The following is a 16,146-nucleotide window of genomic DNA, read 5'->3' as shown; positions in this document are numbered from 1 at the left end:
AACTGGCGCTTTCCTCTCCCCGTGTTCGGGGGAGAGGTGTCGAGCGAAGCTCGACGGAGTGGGGGTCGACCCTTGGGCGCTAGGCAATGCTTGAGATAGCCCTTCCTTTGTCCGTTCGCGGCGATTGCCACGTGGCTCCCCCACTCCGTCTCGGCTTCGCCGAGCCACCTCTCCCCCCTCCGGAGGGAGAGGAAGGGAGACGTGTCCGAACCGGATAGATAGGTAACAGAATGGACCGATAGCATGGGTGACAGTTTTCTTGTCCGCCGGAGGACCGGCGATGGTTTGGCGAGAGACTGGCATCATGGACGAGCGGCTACGGTTTGTTGTGGAGTGTCTTTCTGGGGATGAGACGATGGTTGCGCTTTGTGCGGCCTACGGGATCTCACGCAAGAACGGCTACAAATGGCTAGGACGCTATCGGACGTTTGGGCCTGAGGGTTTGCACGACCTGCCGCGAGCCCCGCTCAATCATGGCCGGCGACAGCTCAGGATCTGGTTGAGCGGATTGTGGCGGCCAAGGAGCTGCATCCGCTTTGGGGTCCAAAGAAGATCGTCGCACGGCTCCCGAGTTCATGTGGCCTTCAGCCTCGACGGTCGGCGCGATCCTTGCGCGGCATGGGCTTGTCCGCGCCCGCAAGCGACCCCGCCTGCGGGCCTGCGGCAATGGACCCTGGCCACAGCCGCAAGAACCGAACGCGGTGTGGACTGGCGATCACAAGGGCTGGTTCCGGACCCGCGACGGCTGGCGTTGCGAACCCTTGACGGTGATGGATGCGTCGAGCCGCTATCTTCTGGCGCTCGAAGCGACGGGGTCGACGGCCGATAGCGAAGCCTGGCCGGTGTTCGAACGGCTGTTTGAAGAGCATGGCCTGCCGGATCGCTTCAGAAGCGACAATGGCCCGCCCTTCGCATCGGCCGGCGTCACCGGGCTGACGCCGCTTGTCGTGCGCTTCATCAAGCTCGGCATCACCTTGGAGCGGATCGCACCCGGCAGGCCACAGCAGAACGGACGTCACGAGCGCTTTCACCTGATCATGCTGCCGATGGCCGAGGCACCGGAAGCCGACCGAACGGCACAGGGCCAGGCCTTCGAGACCTTCCGCCACAGCTACAATGAGGAACGTCCCCATGAGGCGCTGGGCATGGATACGCCCGCCCAGCACTACCGGTCCTCACAGCGCGCCATGCCCAGGACACCACCCGAGCCCGTCTATCCGGCCGAGGCCTCGGTCCGCCGCGTGCGCCACAATGGCGAGATCCGATGGAATGGCGGCTTCATATATGTCTCGCAAGCGCTGGCGGGCGAACCGGTCGCTGCGTTGGAGACCGAAGACGGACAATGGACACTCTCATTCCATGCCCACCCGCTCGGCATCATCGACACACGGCACATGAAGCTTGTCCGCCGCAGCGCCGCGCCAACCAATCCGCTTGGCGCTGCGGCGGACGCATAGGGGGAGAGAAGTGTCACCTATGTATCCGGTTCAAAGTGTTACCCATCTATCGGCTGGACACGCCAAGGTCTCGAACGCTTTGGAGAACGTTCACTCAGCGACCGCATCATGCTAACCACCCTCCATGGCGCAGAAAAAAGGATACGAGGTCGATTCGTGGCTGGCGAAGCCTGACGCGCGCATATCGATCGTCCTGCTTTACGGACCCGACCGCGGCTTGGTCGCCGAGCGGGCCAAAACCTTTGCCGCGAAAACCGGCCTGCCGCTCGACGATCCGTTTTCCGTCGTACGGCTCGACGGCGCGGAGGTCGATCGCGACCAGGGCCGGCTGCTGGACGAAGCCCGCACCGTGCCGATGTTCTCCGACCGGCGGCTTCTGTGGGTGCGCAACGCCAGCGGCCAGAAGCCGCTGGCTGAGGACGTCAAGGCGCTGACCGCGGAGCCCGCGCGCGACGCCATCATTCTCATCGAGGCCGGCGACCTGAAAAAGGGCGTCGGACTGCGCGCGATCGTCGAGGCCGCCGACACCGCCATGGCGCTGCCTTGCTACGCCGATGAAGCCCGCGACATCGACAGCGTCATCGACGACGAGTTGCGCAAGGCCGGCATGTCGATGGCGCTCGACGCACGCCAGGCGCTGCGCCGCAATCTCGGCGGCGACCGGTTGGCCTCACGCGGCGAGATCGAAAAACTGGTGCTTTATGCCCACGGCCAGAAGGACATCAGCCTCGACGACGTAAGAGCGATGTCCGGCGACGTCTCCGGCGCCTCCTTCGACGACGCGGTCGATGCTGTGCTGGAGGGCAGGATCGGTGACTTCGACACCGCCTTCACCCGCCACTGCCTGTCCGGCGGCCTTCCTTTCCTGGTACTGTCCTCGGCGATGCGGCAGCTGCAGCAGCTTCAGGTCATGCGCGGCCAGATGGACACCGCCGGCCGCAACGCCGCCTCGGCAGTGGCCGGCGCCCGTCCGCCGGTGTTTTTCTCGCGGCGCAAGCTGGTGGAGAAGGCGCTGGAGCGCTGGAACGTCGAGGCGCTCAGCCGCGCGCTGAACCGGCTGCAATCTGCCGTGCTGCAGACCAGGCGCAGGCCGGATTTGTCGGAAGCGCTGGCGCGGCAGGCGCTGCTCGCCATTGCGGTGGAGAGCGCGAGGCTGGCGCAGCGGTGATCTCCTCCCTTGAGGGGGAGATGTCGCCAAAGGCGACAGAGGGGGTCGCGGCGCGTGGAGCGCTGGCGCCTTTCGCAACGACAAACGAGGTCGGCGCTTGATGGGAGACGACCCTTCTGGCCTGCCGGCCATCTCCCCCTCAAGGGGGGAGATCAGCAGTTCGATCCCTTCGGCAATCGCCAATAAAAAGAAGGGCCGGCAACCGCCAAGCCCTTTCTTCATCCTAAGCCAGAACTTCATTCGCCGGCTAAATATGGCGCAGCCCCAACCCTCTACCGCTCATCCTTCAACCGCCGGCATAGCTCGTCGAGCTGCTCCAGACTGCGGTAGTCCACGCGGATCGCGCCGCCTTTGCCCTTGTGCTCGATGGTCACGATCATGCCGATCGTGTTGGTCATCAGCCTTTCCAGCGCCAGCGTGTCGGCATCCTTGCCCGATGCGCCGTGTGCTGGTTTTGCCTTGGGCGGCGTGCCGCCCGCCGGCATCTGCGCCAGCGCCTCGGCCTGGCGCACCGAAAGCCCTTCTTCGACGATCTGCTTGGCTAGCCCGGCGGGATCCTGCGCCGTCACCAGCGTCCGGGCATGGCCGGCCGACAGCACGCCGTCGACCAGCATGTCGCGGATTACGTCGGGCAGCTTCAACAGCCTGAGCGTGTTGGCGACGTGGCTGCGGCTCTTGCCGATGACATTGCCGAGGTCGGCCTGTGTGTAGCCGTGGTCGTCGATCAACTGCTGGTAGCCGAGCGCCTCCTCGACCGGGTTGAGATCGGTGCGCTGGACGTTTTCTATGATCGCCAGTTCCAGCGCTGTGCGGTCGTTGACGTCGCGCACGATGATCGGGATCTCGGTCAGCCCGGCGCGCTGCGCCGCCCGCCAGCGGCGCTCGCCGGCGATGATCTCGTAGCGCCCGGCCTGCGTCGGCGAAGGCCTCGCCACTACCGGCTGCACGACGCCATGTTCGCGGATCGATTGCGCGAGATCCGTCAGATCGGCGTCGCCGAAATGCCGGCGCGGGTTTTTCGGGTTCGGGCTCAGAAACTCTATCGGCACCTTGCCGTCGGCATTCAAGCCCGGCTTTTCGGTCGCTGCCGGGCGATCGATCTCGCCGATCAGCGCCGCCAGTCCGCGGCCCAGTCTCTTTCTCGAAAGGTCGTCGCTCATCTCAATTCCAAATTCATCGTTTCGGTGCCGGATCGCTTTGTTTATCGAGCCTGCCTAATCATGCAGCGCGCAATTTTCGCTCGCGGCGGATCACTTCGGATGCCAATTGCAGATAGGCTTGGCTGCCGGAGCATTTCAGGTCATAGAGGATCGCCGGCTTGCCATAGGAGGGCGCCTCGGACACTCGCACATTCCTAGGAATGATGGTCTCGTAGACCTTGTCGCCCATATGTGCCCGCACGTCCTGAACCACCTGGTTGGCGAGGTTGTTGCGGCCGTCATACATGGTCAGCACGATGCCCTGGATGATCAGGTCCGGATTGATCGAACGGCGCACCTGCTCCACCGTTTCCAGGAGTTGGCTTAGCCCTTCCAGCGCGAAGAACTCGCACTGCAGCGGCACAAGAACAGAATCGGCTGCCGCCATTGAATTCAAAGTCAAAAGGTTGAGCGAGGGCGGGCAGTCGATCAGCACATAGCCGAACGGCGCACCGCGCTCGGTGGCGGCGCGCAGCGCGTTGCGCAGCTTGAGCACGCGATCCGGCGCCGAGGCGATTTCCATCTCGATGCCGAGCAGATCGAGCGTCGACGGCACGATCGACAGGCCGGGCACCGCCGTTGGAATGGCCGCCTTTTCCAGGCCCAGTTCGCCGGTCAGCACATCGTAGGAGGAGACGGTGCGGTCCTTGCGGTCGATACCGAGACCCGTCGAGGCATTGCCTTGCGGGTCGAGATCGACGATCAGCACCTTTTCGCCGATCGCGGCCAGCGCCGTGGCCAGATTGATGGCGGTGGTTGTCTTGCCGACGCCGCCCTTCTGGTTGGCGACGGTGATGATGCGAGGTCCGGTTTTCATGGGTCTGTGCCAGGTATTCATGTGGGCCAGGTATTCATTGCGTCGCCAAGGTTGCGAAGGAGAGCTTACGCAGTCTGCAGATCGGTCACTTCGAGGATGACGCCATGGGCGTCGGTCATGCTCGGATGTTCTACCAGATCGAAAGCCCAGCGGTGAGTGCTTTCTTCCACCTCGGAGCGGTAATCCCGGCCTTTGTGGAACAGCGCCCGCGATCCCTTGGTCAGCCACGGCGCCGACAGATCGAGCAGCGCCGGCAGCGCGGCAAGCGCCCGCGCCGTGATGATTTCCGGTGCGGAAACAAGCGCATAGCTGTCGTCGATGCGCCGGGCGACGACCCGTGCCGGCAAACCGAACTGGCCAATGACCGCCTGCAAAAACGATGCTTTCTTGCGGTTGCTCTCGACCAGATCGATCGACGCGCCGTCGCGCTCGCCCAGCAAGAAGGCCATTACCAGGCCCGGAAAACCGCCGCCCGAACCAAGATCGGCCCAGCGTTTGGCCTGCGGGGCGATTCGGGCCAGCTGCGCGCTGTCCAGAATATGGCGGCCCCAGACATCGTCCAGCGTCGACGGCGCGGCCAGATTGATGCTGCGGTTCCATTTCAGGAACAACTGTTCGAACGTCACCAACCGATCGAATGTTTCACGTGAAACCGGTCCCGCGGCCTGTTGCAGGCTCGCCCATGAGGCAGCGCTCACGCAACGGCCCTTTGCGCGGCCGATTCAGCGTTGCGGACGTGCGCGACGATGATTGCCAGCGCCGCCGGCGTCATGCCTTCCATACGCTGCGCGTCAGCGATCGAACGCGGCTGACGCGTTAGCATCTTCTGCTTCAGCTCGTTGGACAGGCCGGGAACATCGGCGAAATCCACCGACGGCGGGATCAACCGGCTTTCCTCGCGGCGGATCTGTCCGACATCCGCCTGCTGGCGATCAAGGTAAACCGAATATTTCGCTTCCGTTTCGAGCCGCTCAGCGGTTTTGACGTCGATTGCGCCAAAGGCCGGCGCAACACGGGCCAGCCAGGCTATATCGACGCCGGGATGAGCGAGCAATTCATAAGCGGAGCGGCGCACGCCGTCCCTGTTGATCTCCAGCCCGTGCCGCGCCGCTTCGTTGGGCGTCATCGTCGTCGCAACTGCGAGTTCGCGCGCCCTATCAAGATCCTGTGTGACTTGATTGAACCGCTGCGTCCGCTCCGGCGACACGATACCAAGCCGATTTGCCAGAGGCGTAAGCCTTTCATCGGCATTGTCGGCGCGCAGCGATAAGCGAAACTCCGCCCGCGAAGTGAACATGCGGTAGGGCTCGGCAATGCCGCGGCTGGTGAGGTCGTCGACCATCACACCGATATAGGCTTCGGTGCGGCTGAGCACGATTTGGTCGTCGGCCGCCGCCTTGCGCGCGGCGTTGAGCCCGGCGAGCAGGCCCTGCGCTCCGGCTTCTTCATAACCGGTGGTGCCGTTGATCTGACCGGCTAGGAAAAGCCCCGCAATACGTTTGGCCTCAAGCGTCGGCTCGAGCTCGCGCGGATCGACGTGGTCATATTCGATGGCGTAGCCGGGCTGCAGCATGGTCGCGCGTTCCAGGCCCGGGATCGTCTTCAGAATGTCGAGTTGAACGTCTTCGGGCAGGGAGGTCGAGATGCCATTGGGGTAGACGGTGTCATCGTCCAGCCCTTCCGGCTCCAGGAATATCTGATGACCTTCTCGATCGCCGAACTTGACGATCTTGTCTTCGATCGACGGGCAGTAACGTGGACCTACGCCTTCGATCGAGCCGGAATACATGGCGGAGCGGTCGAGATTGGCGCGGATCAACTCGTGCGTCGCCGGCGTCGTACGCGTGATGCCGCAATGGATTTGCGGATTCTTGATTGTGTCGGTGAGCAGCGAGAACGGCACTGGATGTTCGTCGGCCGCCTGGCTTTCCAGCGACGCCCAGTCGATGGTGCGGCCATCGAGCCGCGGCGGCGTGCCGGTCTTCAGCCGTCCAAGCGCGAAACCGGCGCGGCTCATCGTCGCCGACAGGCCAAGGCTCGCCTGCTCGTTCATCCGCCCGGCGACAATCTTCCTGTCGCCAATGTGGATGAGGCCGCGAAGAAAGGTGCCGGTGGTCAGCACCACGGCGCCGCAAGCCAACCGGCGCCCGTCGGCCAGGAGCACAGCGGCGATGCGTCCATCCACGATGTCGAAGTCCAGTACCTCGCCTTCGACGACGTCGAGACCGTTCTGTTGCCGAATCGCTTCCTGCATAGCCAGCCGATACAGCTTGCGGTCGGCCTGCGTGCGCGGCCCGCGCACGGCAGGGCCTTTGCGGCGATTGAGCAGGCGGAATTGGATACCGGCAGCATCGGCGATGCGGCCCATCAGCCCGTCCATGGCGTCGATCTCACGCACCAGATGGCCCTTCCCGAGGCCGCCGATCGCCGGATTGCAGGACATGACACCGATCGTGTCAAAGCGCAGCGTGACCAGCGCGGTCTTGGCGCCGGCGCGCGCGGCAGCGCTCGCAGCCTCGCACCCGGCATGGCCGCCGCCCACCACAACCACATCATAGTGATCGATCATTGTCCCTTCCAGATTCAGAGTTTCCCGACACATGTCCCCACGAGAGGACGCTGTCAAGGATTGCAGGTTGATTCGTTCACGTGGACCGGAGTGCTGAAAGTCGCAGAGGTGTTTCACGTGAGTCATGGGAGCAGCGAAGCCTCGTTTGGCGCTGCCCCTTATCTACCTTCCGGCATCTTCTCCCCATGAACGGGGACAATGAGGGGCGGTGCAGGCTTTCGGCCACTTGCCCTTTTGCCAACCGTCTCGTTTCACGTGAAACGCACTTGGCGGCCCCCCTATGTCTCACGTGAGTCACTCATACCAGCGCCCCGTCATGTTTCACGTGAGTCACTTGCCAATGCAAAACTGCGAAAAGATCACGTCCAGCAGGTCCTCGACATCCACCGCGCCGACAATCCGGCCAAGCCGGTCCGCCGCAAGACGCAGCTCCTCTGCCCGCAGCTCCTGGCCGCGCTCTTGCCCGGACAAAGCCGAGATCAGAAAGTGCCTGGTCTCATTGAGCAGCTCCACATGCCGCAACCGAGACGGCAGGATGTCACCGGCATCGCCGATAGCAGCCGCGGCGCGCCTGCCGATCTCGGCCAGGAGTTCAGCCAAACCAGTGCCGTCCACCGTCGAGATCAACGCATCATAGGCCTCCAATCGCGGCGAACCTTTCAAGAGATCGACCTTGGTGCCGATTCTCAAGGCCGGGGCGTCGACAGGCATGTTGCCGATCGCAGTCGGGTCCGCCAGATCTTCCAGCAACAGCACTAGGTCAGCCGTGTGCGCCTTGGCCCGCGCCTTTTCGATACCGATCGCTTCGATCTTGCCGGGCGCCTCGCGCAGGCCCGCGGTGTCGGTTACCCTGACCCGCACTCCGTGGAGATCCAGCACCACTTCGAGCAAATCCCGCGTCGTGCCGGGTTCGTCGGTAACAATCGCCGCCTCACGCCTGGCCAGCGCATTGAAAAGGCTGGATTTTCCGGCGTTCGGTGCACCGAGGATGACAACCTCAAACCCGTCACGGATGATCTCGGCGGCATGGAAGCCATCGACATGCCGGCCGATCTCGCCCACCATTGCGCGCACATCGGACCAAACCGTGTCCGAAACCGAACCGGGCACGTCGTCTTCGTCGGCGAAGTCGATTTCCGCCTCGATCATCGCCCGTGCATGGATCAGCCAACGGCGCCAGCCAAGATAGAGTTCGCTTTGCACTCCTTCGGCATTCTGCACGGCAAAGCGCCGCTGCGCTTCGGTTTCGGCGTTGACCAGATCGGCCAACGCCTCCGTCTCGACCAGATCCAGCTTGCCGTTGAGAAGAGCCCGGCGCGTAAATTCACCAGGTTCCGCATGACGCACGCCGTCAAACCCGGCAATGATCTCCAGCATCTTGCTGGCGACGGCGCGGCTGCCATGGACGTGGAACTCGGCGACATCCTCGCCGATAAAACTGTTCGGCCCAGGAAAAAACAGCACCAGGCCGTTGTCGATAAGCGAACCGTCCACCGTTCGGAGCTTGCGCAGGGTTGCAACCCGGTCCTTGACCTTACCACCGGCAACCGTTTCGACGACAAATCGAGTCTTCGGTCCGGAAATGCGGATGACAGCGATGCCGGCGGGCAGGCGCCCGCTGGAAAGCGCAACGATCGAATCGCCTGAAATCATTTGCCCTTCTCACCGGTCGCCTAGCTGTCCGGTCGACAATCCCACAGTGTCGCGGCCGTCATGAACCGGCTGTTCGTCAATATCAAGGTCGATCGCGAGGAGCGGCCGGACATTACCAAATCTGTATAGCCGCCTCGTCATCCATGTGCGAGCAGGCGGGTCCTAATCCCGACGCCAAGCAGTTCTGGGCGGGCCAGCAAGCCCTACGGCAGGCCGGCATCGTAATGCCTGTTCCTGGCCCGGAACCGTGAAGCTGGAGCCCACCTCCCCATGAGGCAAGCCTCGTTCCGGTTGCGAATCGGAAATCCCGACCCGCGTCACGCCGATCGTCTCCGCGATCGGAACGGATGCGAATCGACTTAACATTGGCCAGTGGCATCCGGCCGCAGACCGGCAGACCGGAGCTATGTACCGGCTATCCTGCCCGTGGGGCCGGATCCGTAGGAACCGAGCCGCTGCTGCGACGCCGGTAGCTCAACCCGTGTTTCCGTCCAAGGCCGAAGGAAGCCGCGTCACATCAATGGCTAGCGGCCGCGGCGCGAACAGCAAATCCTTGGCCGCGACCACCGCTCCGACCGTGATCAGGATGCAAGCAACAGCCACCGACCAGTGAAACACACCAAAGCCTGCCAGCAGAAGCACGATGACCGAGAAGAGGGGCGCCGCGTAGGAGAGGGCGCCGAGGATCATGATGTCGCCGTGCTTGCAGCCATAGTCCCAGGCGTAAAAGCCGGCGCCTAGCGGTATTACGCCCAAGATGACGATGGCGCTCCACTGCGTCGCCGTCTGTGGCCAGACGGTAGCCTCAAGCGTCAGGTGCAGCACCAAGGCGACCGCAGCCGTGATGAAGCAGTAACCGGCGACGACATCGGTCGGCACCTTGCCAAAGCGGCGCGATAAAACCGAATAGCCGGCCCAGATGAAAGCGCAGAACAGCGCGATGACATGCCCCTTCATCACACCATTGGCCAGTCCGATCGTGCCACCCTTGGTGATCACCACAATGGCGCCGGCAAGGCCGAGCACGACGCCGGCGACGTGATGGGCCCTAAGCTTTTCTCCAGGCAGGAAGGCGGCAAAGACGACGATCAGCAACGGCCAGAGATAGGCGATCAGGCTGACCTCGACCGGCGGCGCCGACTGGATGGCGAAGAAATAGGCGCAGTGATAGATGCACAGCCCCGCTGTGCCGAGCGCCCAGACCTGCCACGGCTGGCGCAGCGACTTGGTCGCCGCCGGACGGACAAGCCAGCTCGACGCGCCGGCCAACCCGCCAAGCAGAAACGTCATCGCCGCCAGCTGAAAGGGCGGAATCGGTCCAGCCGCAGTCGAAAGCAGCGCCAGGAACGACCATGTCAGAATGGCCGAGAAGCCGATCAGGGTCGGGATTGTTTTCTTCATGCGGCCTCCGATCTTCGAGACGGGATTACTCGCATGACGACGGCGATGGAAATTGCCGCCCAAGGCCACGCCCTGTCGGAAATGCGACCTGTTTGCCCCCGCAATGAAAAACCCCGTCCCGGTTTCCCGGAACGGGGTTTCATGCATGACCGATGATCCGGTGAAACTGCTTACGTGTTCATTGAATCGAAGAAATCGGCGTTGGTCTTGGTCTGCTTCAGCTTGTCTATCAGGAACTCGATCGCGTCGGTGGTTCCCATCGGCGCCAGGATGCGGCGCAGGACGAAGATCTTCTGCAGATCCTGCTTGGAGACCAGCAGGTCCTCCTTGCGGGTGCCGGACTTCAAAATGTCCATGGCCGGGTAGATGCGCTTGTCGGCGACCTTGCGGTCGAGCTGGATTTCGCAGTTGCCGGTGCCCTTGAACTCTTCGAAGATGACTTCGTCCATGCGGCTGCCGGTGTCGATCAGCGCGGTGGCGATGATGGTCAACGAGCCGCCTTCCTCGATGTTGCGGGCCGCGCCGAAGAAGCGCTTCGGCCGCTGCAGCGCGTTGGCGTCGACACCGCCGGTCAGCACCTTGCCGGAGGACGGCACAACGGTGTTGTAGGCACGGCCGAGGCGGGTGATCGAATCGAGCAGAATAACGACGTCGCGGCCATGCTCGACCAGGCGCTTGGCCTTTTCGATGACCATTTCGGCGACCTGGACGTGGCGCACCGCCGGTTCGTCAAAGGTCGAGGACACAACCTCGCCCTTCACCGAACGCTGCATGTCGGTCACTTCTTCTGGCCGTTCGTCGATCAGAAGTACGATCAGATAGCATTCCGGATGATTGGCCGTGATCGAGTGGGCGATATTCTGCATCAGCACCGTTTTACCGGTACGCGGCTGCGCGTTGATGAGCGCGCGCTGTCCCTTGCCGATCGGCGCCACCAGGTCGATCACCCGCGACGAGATGTCCTTGCCGGTCGGATTGTCGATCTCCATCTTCAGCCGCTTGGTCGGATAGAGCGGCGTCAGATTGTCGAAATGGATCTTGTGACGGATCTTTTCGGGATCGTCGAAATTGATCGTGTTGACCTTGAGAAGGGCGAAATAGCGCTCGCCCTCTTTTGGGCTGCGGATCGGCCCTTCGACGGTATCGCCGGTCTTCAAGGAGAAGCGGCGGATCTGCGAGGGCGAGATGTAGATATCGTCGGGACCCGGCAGATAATTGGCGTTGGCTGAGCGCAGGAAGCCGAAACCGTCCTGCAGCAACTCGACCACACCATCGCCGATGATCTCGACGTCCTGGGCGGCCAGTTTCTTCAGGATGGCAAACATCAACTCCTGCTTGCGCATGACGCTGGCGTTTTCTACTTCGAGCGATTCGGCATAGGCGATCAGCTCTGGCGGCTTCTTGTTCTTGAACTCTGCGAGTTTCATTTCTTGCATAGACGGACTCTGAATCTGCTTTGGGGAAAATATATCGGCTGGATGCGATAAATGCCGGGCGCGGCCGAAAGCAATCAAGGGCGGCGCATGACGGGAAGGAAGACCCGTCTTTTATCGTCGGTCGGGGGAAAGAGCAAGCTGCGTTTTGTTCGACCGAAATGGGCCTAGAACGGCTTGACGACAACCAGGATGACGATGGCGATCATCAGCAATGTGGGGATCTCGTTGACGATTCGCCAGTGCCGCGCCGGTTTTTCATTGCGGTCCTCGGCGAATTTCCTGACAGCACCGGCCAGATAGCCATGCACGCCCGACAGCAACAGCACCAAGCCTATCTTGGCGTGCAGCCAGCCGCCGTGAAAGCCAAACACTTTCCAGGCAAGCCAAAGCCCGAACACCCAGGTGACGATCATCGCCGGATTGATGATGCCGCGCAGCAGACGCCGCTCCATCACCTTGAAGGTCTCCGATTGGACGGACCCCTTCTCTGCGTCGGCGTGGTAGACCAGCAATCGCGGCAGATAGAGCATGCCGGCCATCCAAGAGATGACGGCCAGGATATGGATTGCCTTCGCCCAGGGATAGAAACCCTCAGGCGCAAAGAAAAACAAAAGTGCGGTGAGAACAACCAGCACTCCGATGCCGATGGTCATGCGCATCATCGCCCCACGAGTGCTGTTGCCGCCCGTATTATCCGATTGAGCCATCAGCGTGTCGCGCTCCGCACCTGCTTCACCATCGCCTCGACATGCGCCACCGGCGTCTCCGGCGTAATGCCATGGCCGAGATTGAAGATCAGCGCTCCGTCGCCCAGCGCCTTGAGGATCGCATCGACGCCGTCCGACAGGGCTTTGCCGCCAGCCACGAGCCGCAAGGGATCGAGATTGCCCTGGACCGCCCCTGAATGCTGCAGTTCGTTCGCAGCCGACAGGGGCACGGTCCAGTCGATCCCCAGCCCCGTCACCCCGGTCTTCTCACGATAGGTCTCGTAGCGGGCGCCGGCGCCCTTGGGAAAGCCTATGATCGGAACATCGCGATGAACCGCACGAACTTGCCTGACGATCTCCGCCACCGGTTGCACGCAGAACTGCTCGAAAGACGCATCATCAAGCACGCCGGACCAGGAATCGAAAATCTGCACCACGTCGGCACCGGCTTCGATCTGGCGGATCAAATAGGCCGCGGAGTGATCGGCGAGCACTTTCAGGAGATGCTTGAAGGCCATCGGTTCGCGATAGGCAAACAGCCGCGCCGGCGCTTGGTCGGGTGTGCCGTGGCCAGCGATCATGTAGGTCGCCACCGTCCACGGCGCGCCGCAGAAGCCGATCAGCGTGGTCTCGTCAGGCAATCTTGCCCGCAGCCGGCGAACCGTTTCGTAGACCGGTTCGAGATTCACGTGAAACGTTTCACCGTTGAGAGCCGAAATCTCAGCTGCAGTGATTGGCGTCAGCAGCGGCCCGCGGCCCTCCTCGAAGCGGACATCGCGCCCCAGCGCATGCGGCACGACCAGAATGTCCGAGAACAGGATCGAGGCATCGAAGCCGAAGCGCTCGATCGGCTGCAGCGTCACCTCGACGGCCAGATCAGGATTGTAGCAAAGATCGAGGAAGGACCCGGCGCGCTTTCTGGTCTCGCGGTACTCCGGCAGATAGCGCCCGGCCTGGCGCATCATCCAGAGCGGCGGCGGAAACACTGCCTCGCCTCTCAGCACGTCCAGCACGATGCGGTTCTCGGGCATTGAGCGCTCTCTTCCCTGCCTTCTCTATAATTAAATAGTCTATTTCTAGAATCTTCTGATTCTAAGAGTCTGTTGGTATCGGTGGTTGTCACCTGTCCCGCTTTGCCCTGGAAAAGGCCAGCCAGCATTTTGTCGCGTGTTTCTTCCGCGGGATTGGCAAAGAGTGTGGATGACCAGGATTCCATCACTGGAGTCAATGGTTTGGCGTAGCAGCTGAAAAACCGCCTCTGTGGATGAAGCGCTGGCAAAAACGCCCGTCCCCAGATTTGTCCCCAGCCGCACCGTGGAGCTGACAGCGCATCGAATTGTGGACAACTGGCCTTCTGATACAGTCGCCTCCAGCCGGTCGCCTTTGCGGTCCCTATTTATCCACACAAGCCCACAGCCTGAGGCGCCCCCTGTGAACAAACCCCAGAGCTTCTTTCATCTGCACCTGATTTCCGACGCCACCGGCGAGACGCTGCTGGCGGCCGGCCGAGCCGCCTCGGCGCAATATAAGGATGCGCGAGCCATCGAGCATATCTATCCGCTCATCCGCACCGAAAAGCAGGTGGCGAAAGTCTTCGAGGACATAGAGGAGGAACCGGGCATCATCCTCTACACCGTCGTCGACCAGAAGCTGGCGCGCGGCATTGACGAGCGCTGCGCCACCATGGGGCTGCCCTGTGTTTCGGTGCTGGAGCCGGTCCTCACCGTCTTCCAGTCCTATCTTGGCACGCCGGCCGGCCGCCGCGTCGGCGCCCAGCATGTGCTCGACGCCGATTATTTCCACCGTATCGACGCACTCAATTTCACCATGGAGCATGATGACGGCCAGCTGCCGCTCAATATGGACGACGCGGATGTGGTGCTGATCGGCATTTCCAGGACATCGAAGACGCCGACCAGCATCTATCTCGCCAACCGCGGCATCAAGACCGCCAACATCCCGATCGTGCTCGGCGTGCCGGTGCCCGAAAGCCTGGTCGCTGCCACCAAGCCGCTGATCGTCGGGCTGATCGCCACCGCCGAACGCATCTCGCATGTCCGGCAGAACCGCGTGCTCGGCAACAGCAGCACCTACGAAGCGACCGATTATGTCGACCGTGCCTCGATCGCCGAAGAGCTCGCCTATGCCCGCCAGATCTGCACCCGCCACAATTGGCCGATGATAGACGTCAGCCGCCGCTCGATCGAAGAGACCGCGGCAGCCATTGTTGCCCTGCGGGGGAAGAATAGATGATGGGATGGCAACGCGACCTCCTGCCCCAATCAACCACTATCGACCAGGCCCAGAACCCATGACCGAAAAAATCATCCTCGCCTCCGGCAGCCCGTTCCGCAAAGCAATGCTCATCAATGCCGGGCTCGGCATCGAAGCGGTGCCTGCCGATGTCGACGAGCGTGCGCTCGAGGCGCCGTTGCAGGACAGCGGTGTGTCGCCGGAAGATGTCGCCCTGATACTCGCCGAAGCCAAGGCGACCGAGGTCAGCGAACGCAGATCGGGCGCCTTGGTGCTCGGCTGCGACCAGACTTTGTCACTGGGAGATGAAGTGTTCCACAAGCCGGCCGACATGGAAGGCGCCCGCCGCCATCTGTTGGCGCTGTCAGGCAAGACGCATCAGCTGAACAGCGCCGCCGTGCTCTGCCGCAACGGCAAGGTGCTGTGGCGCCATGTCGGCATCGCCAGCCTTACCATGCGCAAGCTCGATCCGGCCTTCGTCGGCCGGCACCTGGCCCGCGTCGGCGCCAAGGCGTTGTCGAGCGTCGGCGCCTACCAGATCGAGGGCGAAGGCATCCAGCTGTTCGAAAAGATCGAAGGCGATTATTTCACCATTGTCGGCCTGCCGCTGTTACCGGTGCTGGCGGAATTGCGTGCGCTCGGAGCCATTGATGGTTGAGAAAAAAGCTTTCGTCACCGGCCATCCGATCGCGCATTCGCGCTCGCCGAAGATCCACGGCTATTGGCTGAACACATACGGCATCGACGGCAGCTATTATGCGATCGATGTCGCGCCGGCCGATTTTCCCGAGTTCCTCTCGTCGCTCGAGGCCAATGGCTATCAGGGCGGCAACGTCACCATTCCACACAAGGAAGTCGCCTTCGCCCGGGTCGAGCGCCGCGACGAAGCGGCGGAGATGATCGGCGCGGTCAACATGCTGTGGCTGGACGACGGCGTGCTGTGGGGCGGCAATTCGGACTGGATCGGCTTTGCCGGCAATCTCGACGAGCATGCCCCGGGCTGGGAGAGAAACGCTCCGGCCGTGGTGCTCGGCGCCGGCGGCGCGTCGCGCGCGGTCATCCACGCGCTTAAAGTGCGCGGCATCAACGATATCCGCATCGTAAACCGCACACTGGCGCGGGCGCAGGAACTCGCCGACCGCTTCGGGGCCGGCGTCTCGGCGCATGGCGCGGTCGGCGACTTGCTTGGCGATGCCGGCTTGCTGATCAACACGACGGCACTTGGCATGCATGGCGATGCGACGCTGGCCGCCGATCCGGCCGGCCTGCCAGCTCACGCCATTGTCGCAGACATCGTCTATGTGCCGCTGGAAACACCGCTGCTTGCCGCTGCCCGCGCGAGAAATTTGAAGACGGTCGACGGGCTCGGCATGCTGTTGCACCAGGCTGTGCCCGGTTTCGAACGCTGGTTCGGCAAGATGCCGCAGGTCACGCCTGAGTTGCGACAGATGATCGTCGCCGACATCCTCGCCAAATGATGGGTCGC

The 16,146-nt window shown here is 62.6% G+C and carries 14 protein-coding genes and 1 pseudogene; 6 read left to right on the top strand and 9 right to left on the bottom strand.

Translation table 11 applies throughout. The features are described 5' to 3' along the window. Window positions 1-280: 280 nt before the first annotated feature. Both NKJ88_RS33035 and holA read left to right on the top strand, forming a co-directional pair. Window positions 281-1,457 (top strand): annotated as a pseudogene (locus NKJ88_RS33035) (integrase core domain-containing protein). A gap of 124 nt (window positions 1,458-1,581) precedes the next feature. Then, the gene (gene holA, locus NKJ88_RS26230; RefSeq protein ID WP_023824092.1) at window positions 1,582-2,625 is read left to right on the top strand and encodes a DNA polymerase III subunit delta; all 1,044 of its coding nucleotides are present in this window, start codon (window positions 1,582-1,584) and stop codon (window positions 2,623-2,625) included. A gap of 272 nt (window positions 2,626-2,897) precedes the next feature. On the opposite strand, the gene NKJ88_RS26225 is transcribed toward holA, so the two are convergent. The 5 genes from NKJ88_RS26225 to mnmE all read right to left on the bottom strand — a co-directional run bounded on the left by NKJ88_RS26225 (window position 2,898) and on the right by mnmE (window position 8,863). Next, window positions 2,898-3,785 (bottom strand): ParB/RepB/Spo0J family partition protein, encoded by an 888-nt coding sequence (locus NKJ88_RS26225; RefSeq protein WP_023824091.1) that lies wholly within the window; start codon window positions 3,783-3,785, stop codon window positions 2,898-2,900. 58 nt (window positions 3,786-3,843) lie between these two features. Continuing rightward, entirely contained in the window at window positions 3,844-4,641 is a 798-nt protein-coding gene (locus NKJ88_RS26220; RefSeq protein ID WP_352446130.1) for a ParA family protein, read from the bottom strand. A gap of 65 nt (window positions 4,642-4,706) precedes the next feature. Continuing rightward, window positions 4,707-5,339 (bottom strand): 16S rRNA (guanine(527)-N(7))-methyltransferase RsmG, encoded by a 633-nt coding sequence (rsmG, locus tag NKJ88_RS26215; protein WP_023824090.1) that lies wholly within the window; start codon window positions 5,337-5,339, stop codon window positions 4,707-4,709. Then, complete coding sequence (gene mnmG, locus NKJ88_RS26210; RefSeq protein WP_352446128.1) at window positions 5,336-7,210, bottom strand: tRNA uridine-5-carboxymethylaminomethyl(34) synthesis enzyme MnmG; 1,875 nt, start codon at window positions 7,208-7,210, stop codon at window positions 5,336-5,338. Before mnmG ends, rsmG begins: the two co-directional genes overlap by 4 nt. 330 nt (window positions 7,211-7,540) lie before the next feature. Beyond that, complete coding sequence (mnmE, locus tag NKJ88_RS26205) at window positions 7,541-8,863, bottom strand: tRNA uridine-5-carboxymethylaminomethyl(34) synthesis GTPase MnmE (RefSeq protein WP_023824088.1); 1,323 nt, start codon at window positions 8,861-8,863, stop codon at window positions 7,541-7,543. Between the two features lie 60 nt (window positions 8,864-8,923). Here mnmE and NKJ88_RS26200 point away from each other — a divergent pair, with 60 nt between their 5' ends. Further along, entirely contained in the window at window positions 8,924-8,992 is a 69-nt protein-coding gene (locus tag NKJ88_RS26200; protein ID WP_084026271.1) for a DUF255 domain-containing protein, read from the top strand. Between the two features lie 345 nt (window positions 8,993-9,337). Here NKJ88_RS26200 and yddG read toward each other — a convergent pair whose 3' ends face one another. From yddG to hemE, 4 genes are all read right to left on the bottom strand, one after another. Further along, window positions 9,338-10,264 carry an aromatic amino acid exporter YddG gene (gene yddG, locus NKJ88_RS26195; protein ID WP_023824087.1) on the bottom strand — a complete coding sequence of 309 codons (927 nt, stop codon included), beginning with the start codon at window positions 10,262-10,264 and terminating at the stop codon, window positions 9,338-9,340. Between the two features lie 170 nt (window positions 10,265-10,434). Next, window positions 10,435-11,700, bottom strand: coding sequence for a transcription termination factor Rho (gene rho / locus NKJ88_RS26190; RefSeq protein ID WP_023672113.1), 1,266 nt, complete (start codon window positions 11,698-11,700; stop codon window positions 10,435-10,437). A gap of 164 nt (window positions 11,701-11,864) precedes the next feature. Beyond that, complete coding sequence (gene hemJ / locus NKJ88_RS26185; protein WP_023715711.1) at window positions 11,865-12,407, bottom strand: protoporphyrinogen oxidase HemJ; 543 nt, start codon at window positions 12,405-12,407, stop codon at window positions 11,865-11,867. Then, window positions 12,407-13,438, bottom strand: coding sequence for a uroporphyrinogen decarboxylase (gene hemE / locus NKJ88_RS26180; RefSeq protein WP_352446125.1), 1,032 nt, complete (start codon window positions 13,436-13,438; stop codon window positions 12,407-12,409). The genes hemJ and hemE overlap by 1 nt, the downstream gene beginning before the upstream one ends. Window positions 13,439-13,721: 283 nt before the next feature. Between hemE and NKJ88_RS26175 the strand changes: the two genes are divergently transcribed. Genes NKJ88_RS26175 through NKJ88_RS26165 form a run of 3 tightly spaced genes read left to right on the top strand, consistent with a single transcriptional unit; the run spans window position 13,722 to window position 16,138 of the window. Beyond that, a complete protein-coding gene (locus NKJ88_RS26175) occupies window positions 13,722-14,660 on the top strand; it encodes a pyruvate, water dikinase regulatory protein (RefSeq protein ID WP_373420152.1) in 939 nt (312 codons plus the stop codon). Between the two features lie 58 nt (window positions 14,661-14,718). Beyond that, window positions 14,719-15,318 (top strand): Maf-like protein, encoded by a 600-nt coding sequence (locus NKJ88_RS26170; RefSeq protein WP_023698100.1) that lies wholly within the window; start codon window positions 14,719-14,721, stop codon window positions 15,316-15,318. Continuing rightward, window positions 15,311-16,138 (top strand): shikimate dehydrogenase, encoded by an 828-nt coding sequence (locus NKJ88_RS26165; RefSeq protein ID WP_023698099.1) that lies wholly within the window; start codon window positions 15,311-15,313, stop codon window positions 16,136-16,138. Before NKJ88_RS26170 ends, NKJ88_RS26165 begins: the two co-directional genes overlap by 8 nt. The last annotated feature ends 8 nt before the right edge of the window (window positions 16,139-16,146 follow it).

This window comes from Mesorhizobium sp. M0016 (assembly GCF_040324035.1).
Classification (GTDB): domain Bacteria; phylum Pseudomonadota; class Alphaproteobacteria; order Rhizobiales; family Rhizobiaceae; genus Mesorhizobium.
The sequence above is the reverse complement of the archived record's forward strand: the minus strand, read 5'-3'. Positions and strand labels throughout refer to the sequence as shown.

Excerpts from the sequence above, each read along its gene's own strand:
- holA (WP_023824092.1), top strand. The coding sequence starts at position 1,582 with ATGGCGCAGAAAAAAGGATACGAGGTCGATTCGTGGCTGGCGAAGCCT.
- NKJ88_RS26225 (WP_023824091.1), bottom strand. The coding sequence starts at position 3,785 with ATGAGCGACGACCTTTCGAGAAAGAGACTGGGCCGCGGACTGGCGGCG.
- NKJ88_RS26220 (WP_352446130.1), bottom strand. The coding sequence starts at position 4,641 with ATGAAAACCGGACCTCGCATCATCACCGTCGCCAACCAGAAGGGCGGC.
- mnmG (WP_352446128.1), bottom strand. The coding sequence starts at position 7,210 with ATGATCGATCACTATGATGTGGTTGTGGTGGGCGGCGGCCATGCCGGG.
- mnmE (WP_023824088.1), bottom strand. The coding sequence starts at position 8,863 with ATGATTTCAGGCGATTCGATCGTTGCGCTTTCCAGCGGGCGCCTGCCC.
- yddG (WP_023824087.1), bottom strand. The coding sequence starts at position 10,264 with ATGAAGAAAACAATCCCGACCCTGATCGGCTTCTCGGCCATTCTGACA.
- rho (WP_023672113.1), bottom strand. The coding sequence starts at position 11,700 with ATGCAAGAAATGAAACTCGCAGAGTTCAAGAACAAGAAGCCGCCAGAG.
- hemJ (WP_023715711.1), bottom strand. The coding sequence starts at position 12,407 with ATGGCTCAATCGGATAATACGGGCGGCAACAGCACTCGTGGGGCGATG.
- hemE (WP_352446125.1), bottom strand. The coding sequence starts at position 13,438 with ATGCCCGAGAACCGCATCGTGCTGGACGTGCTGAGAGGCGAGGCAGTG.
- NKJ88_RS26170 (WP_023698100.1), top strand. The coding sequence starts at position 14,719 with ATGACCGAAAAAATCATCCTCGCCTCCGGCAGCCCGTTCCGCAAAGCA.
- NKJ88_RS26165 (WP_023698099.1), top strand. The coding sequence starts at position 15,311 with ATGGTTGAGAAAAAAGCTTTCGTCACCGGCCATCCGATCGCGCATTCG.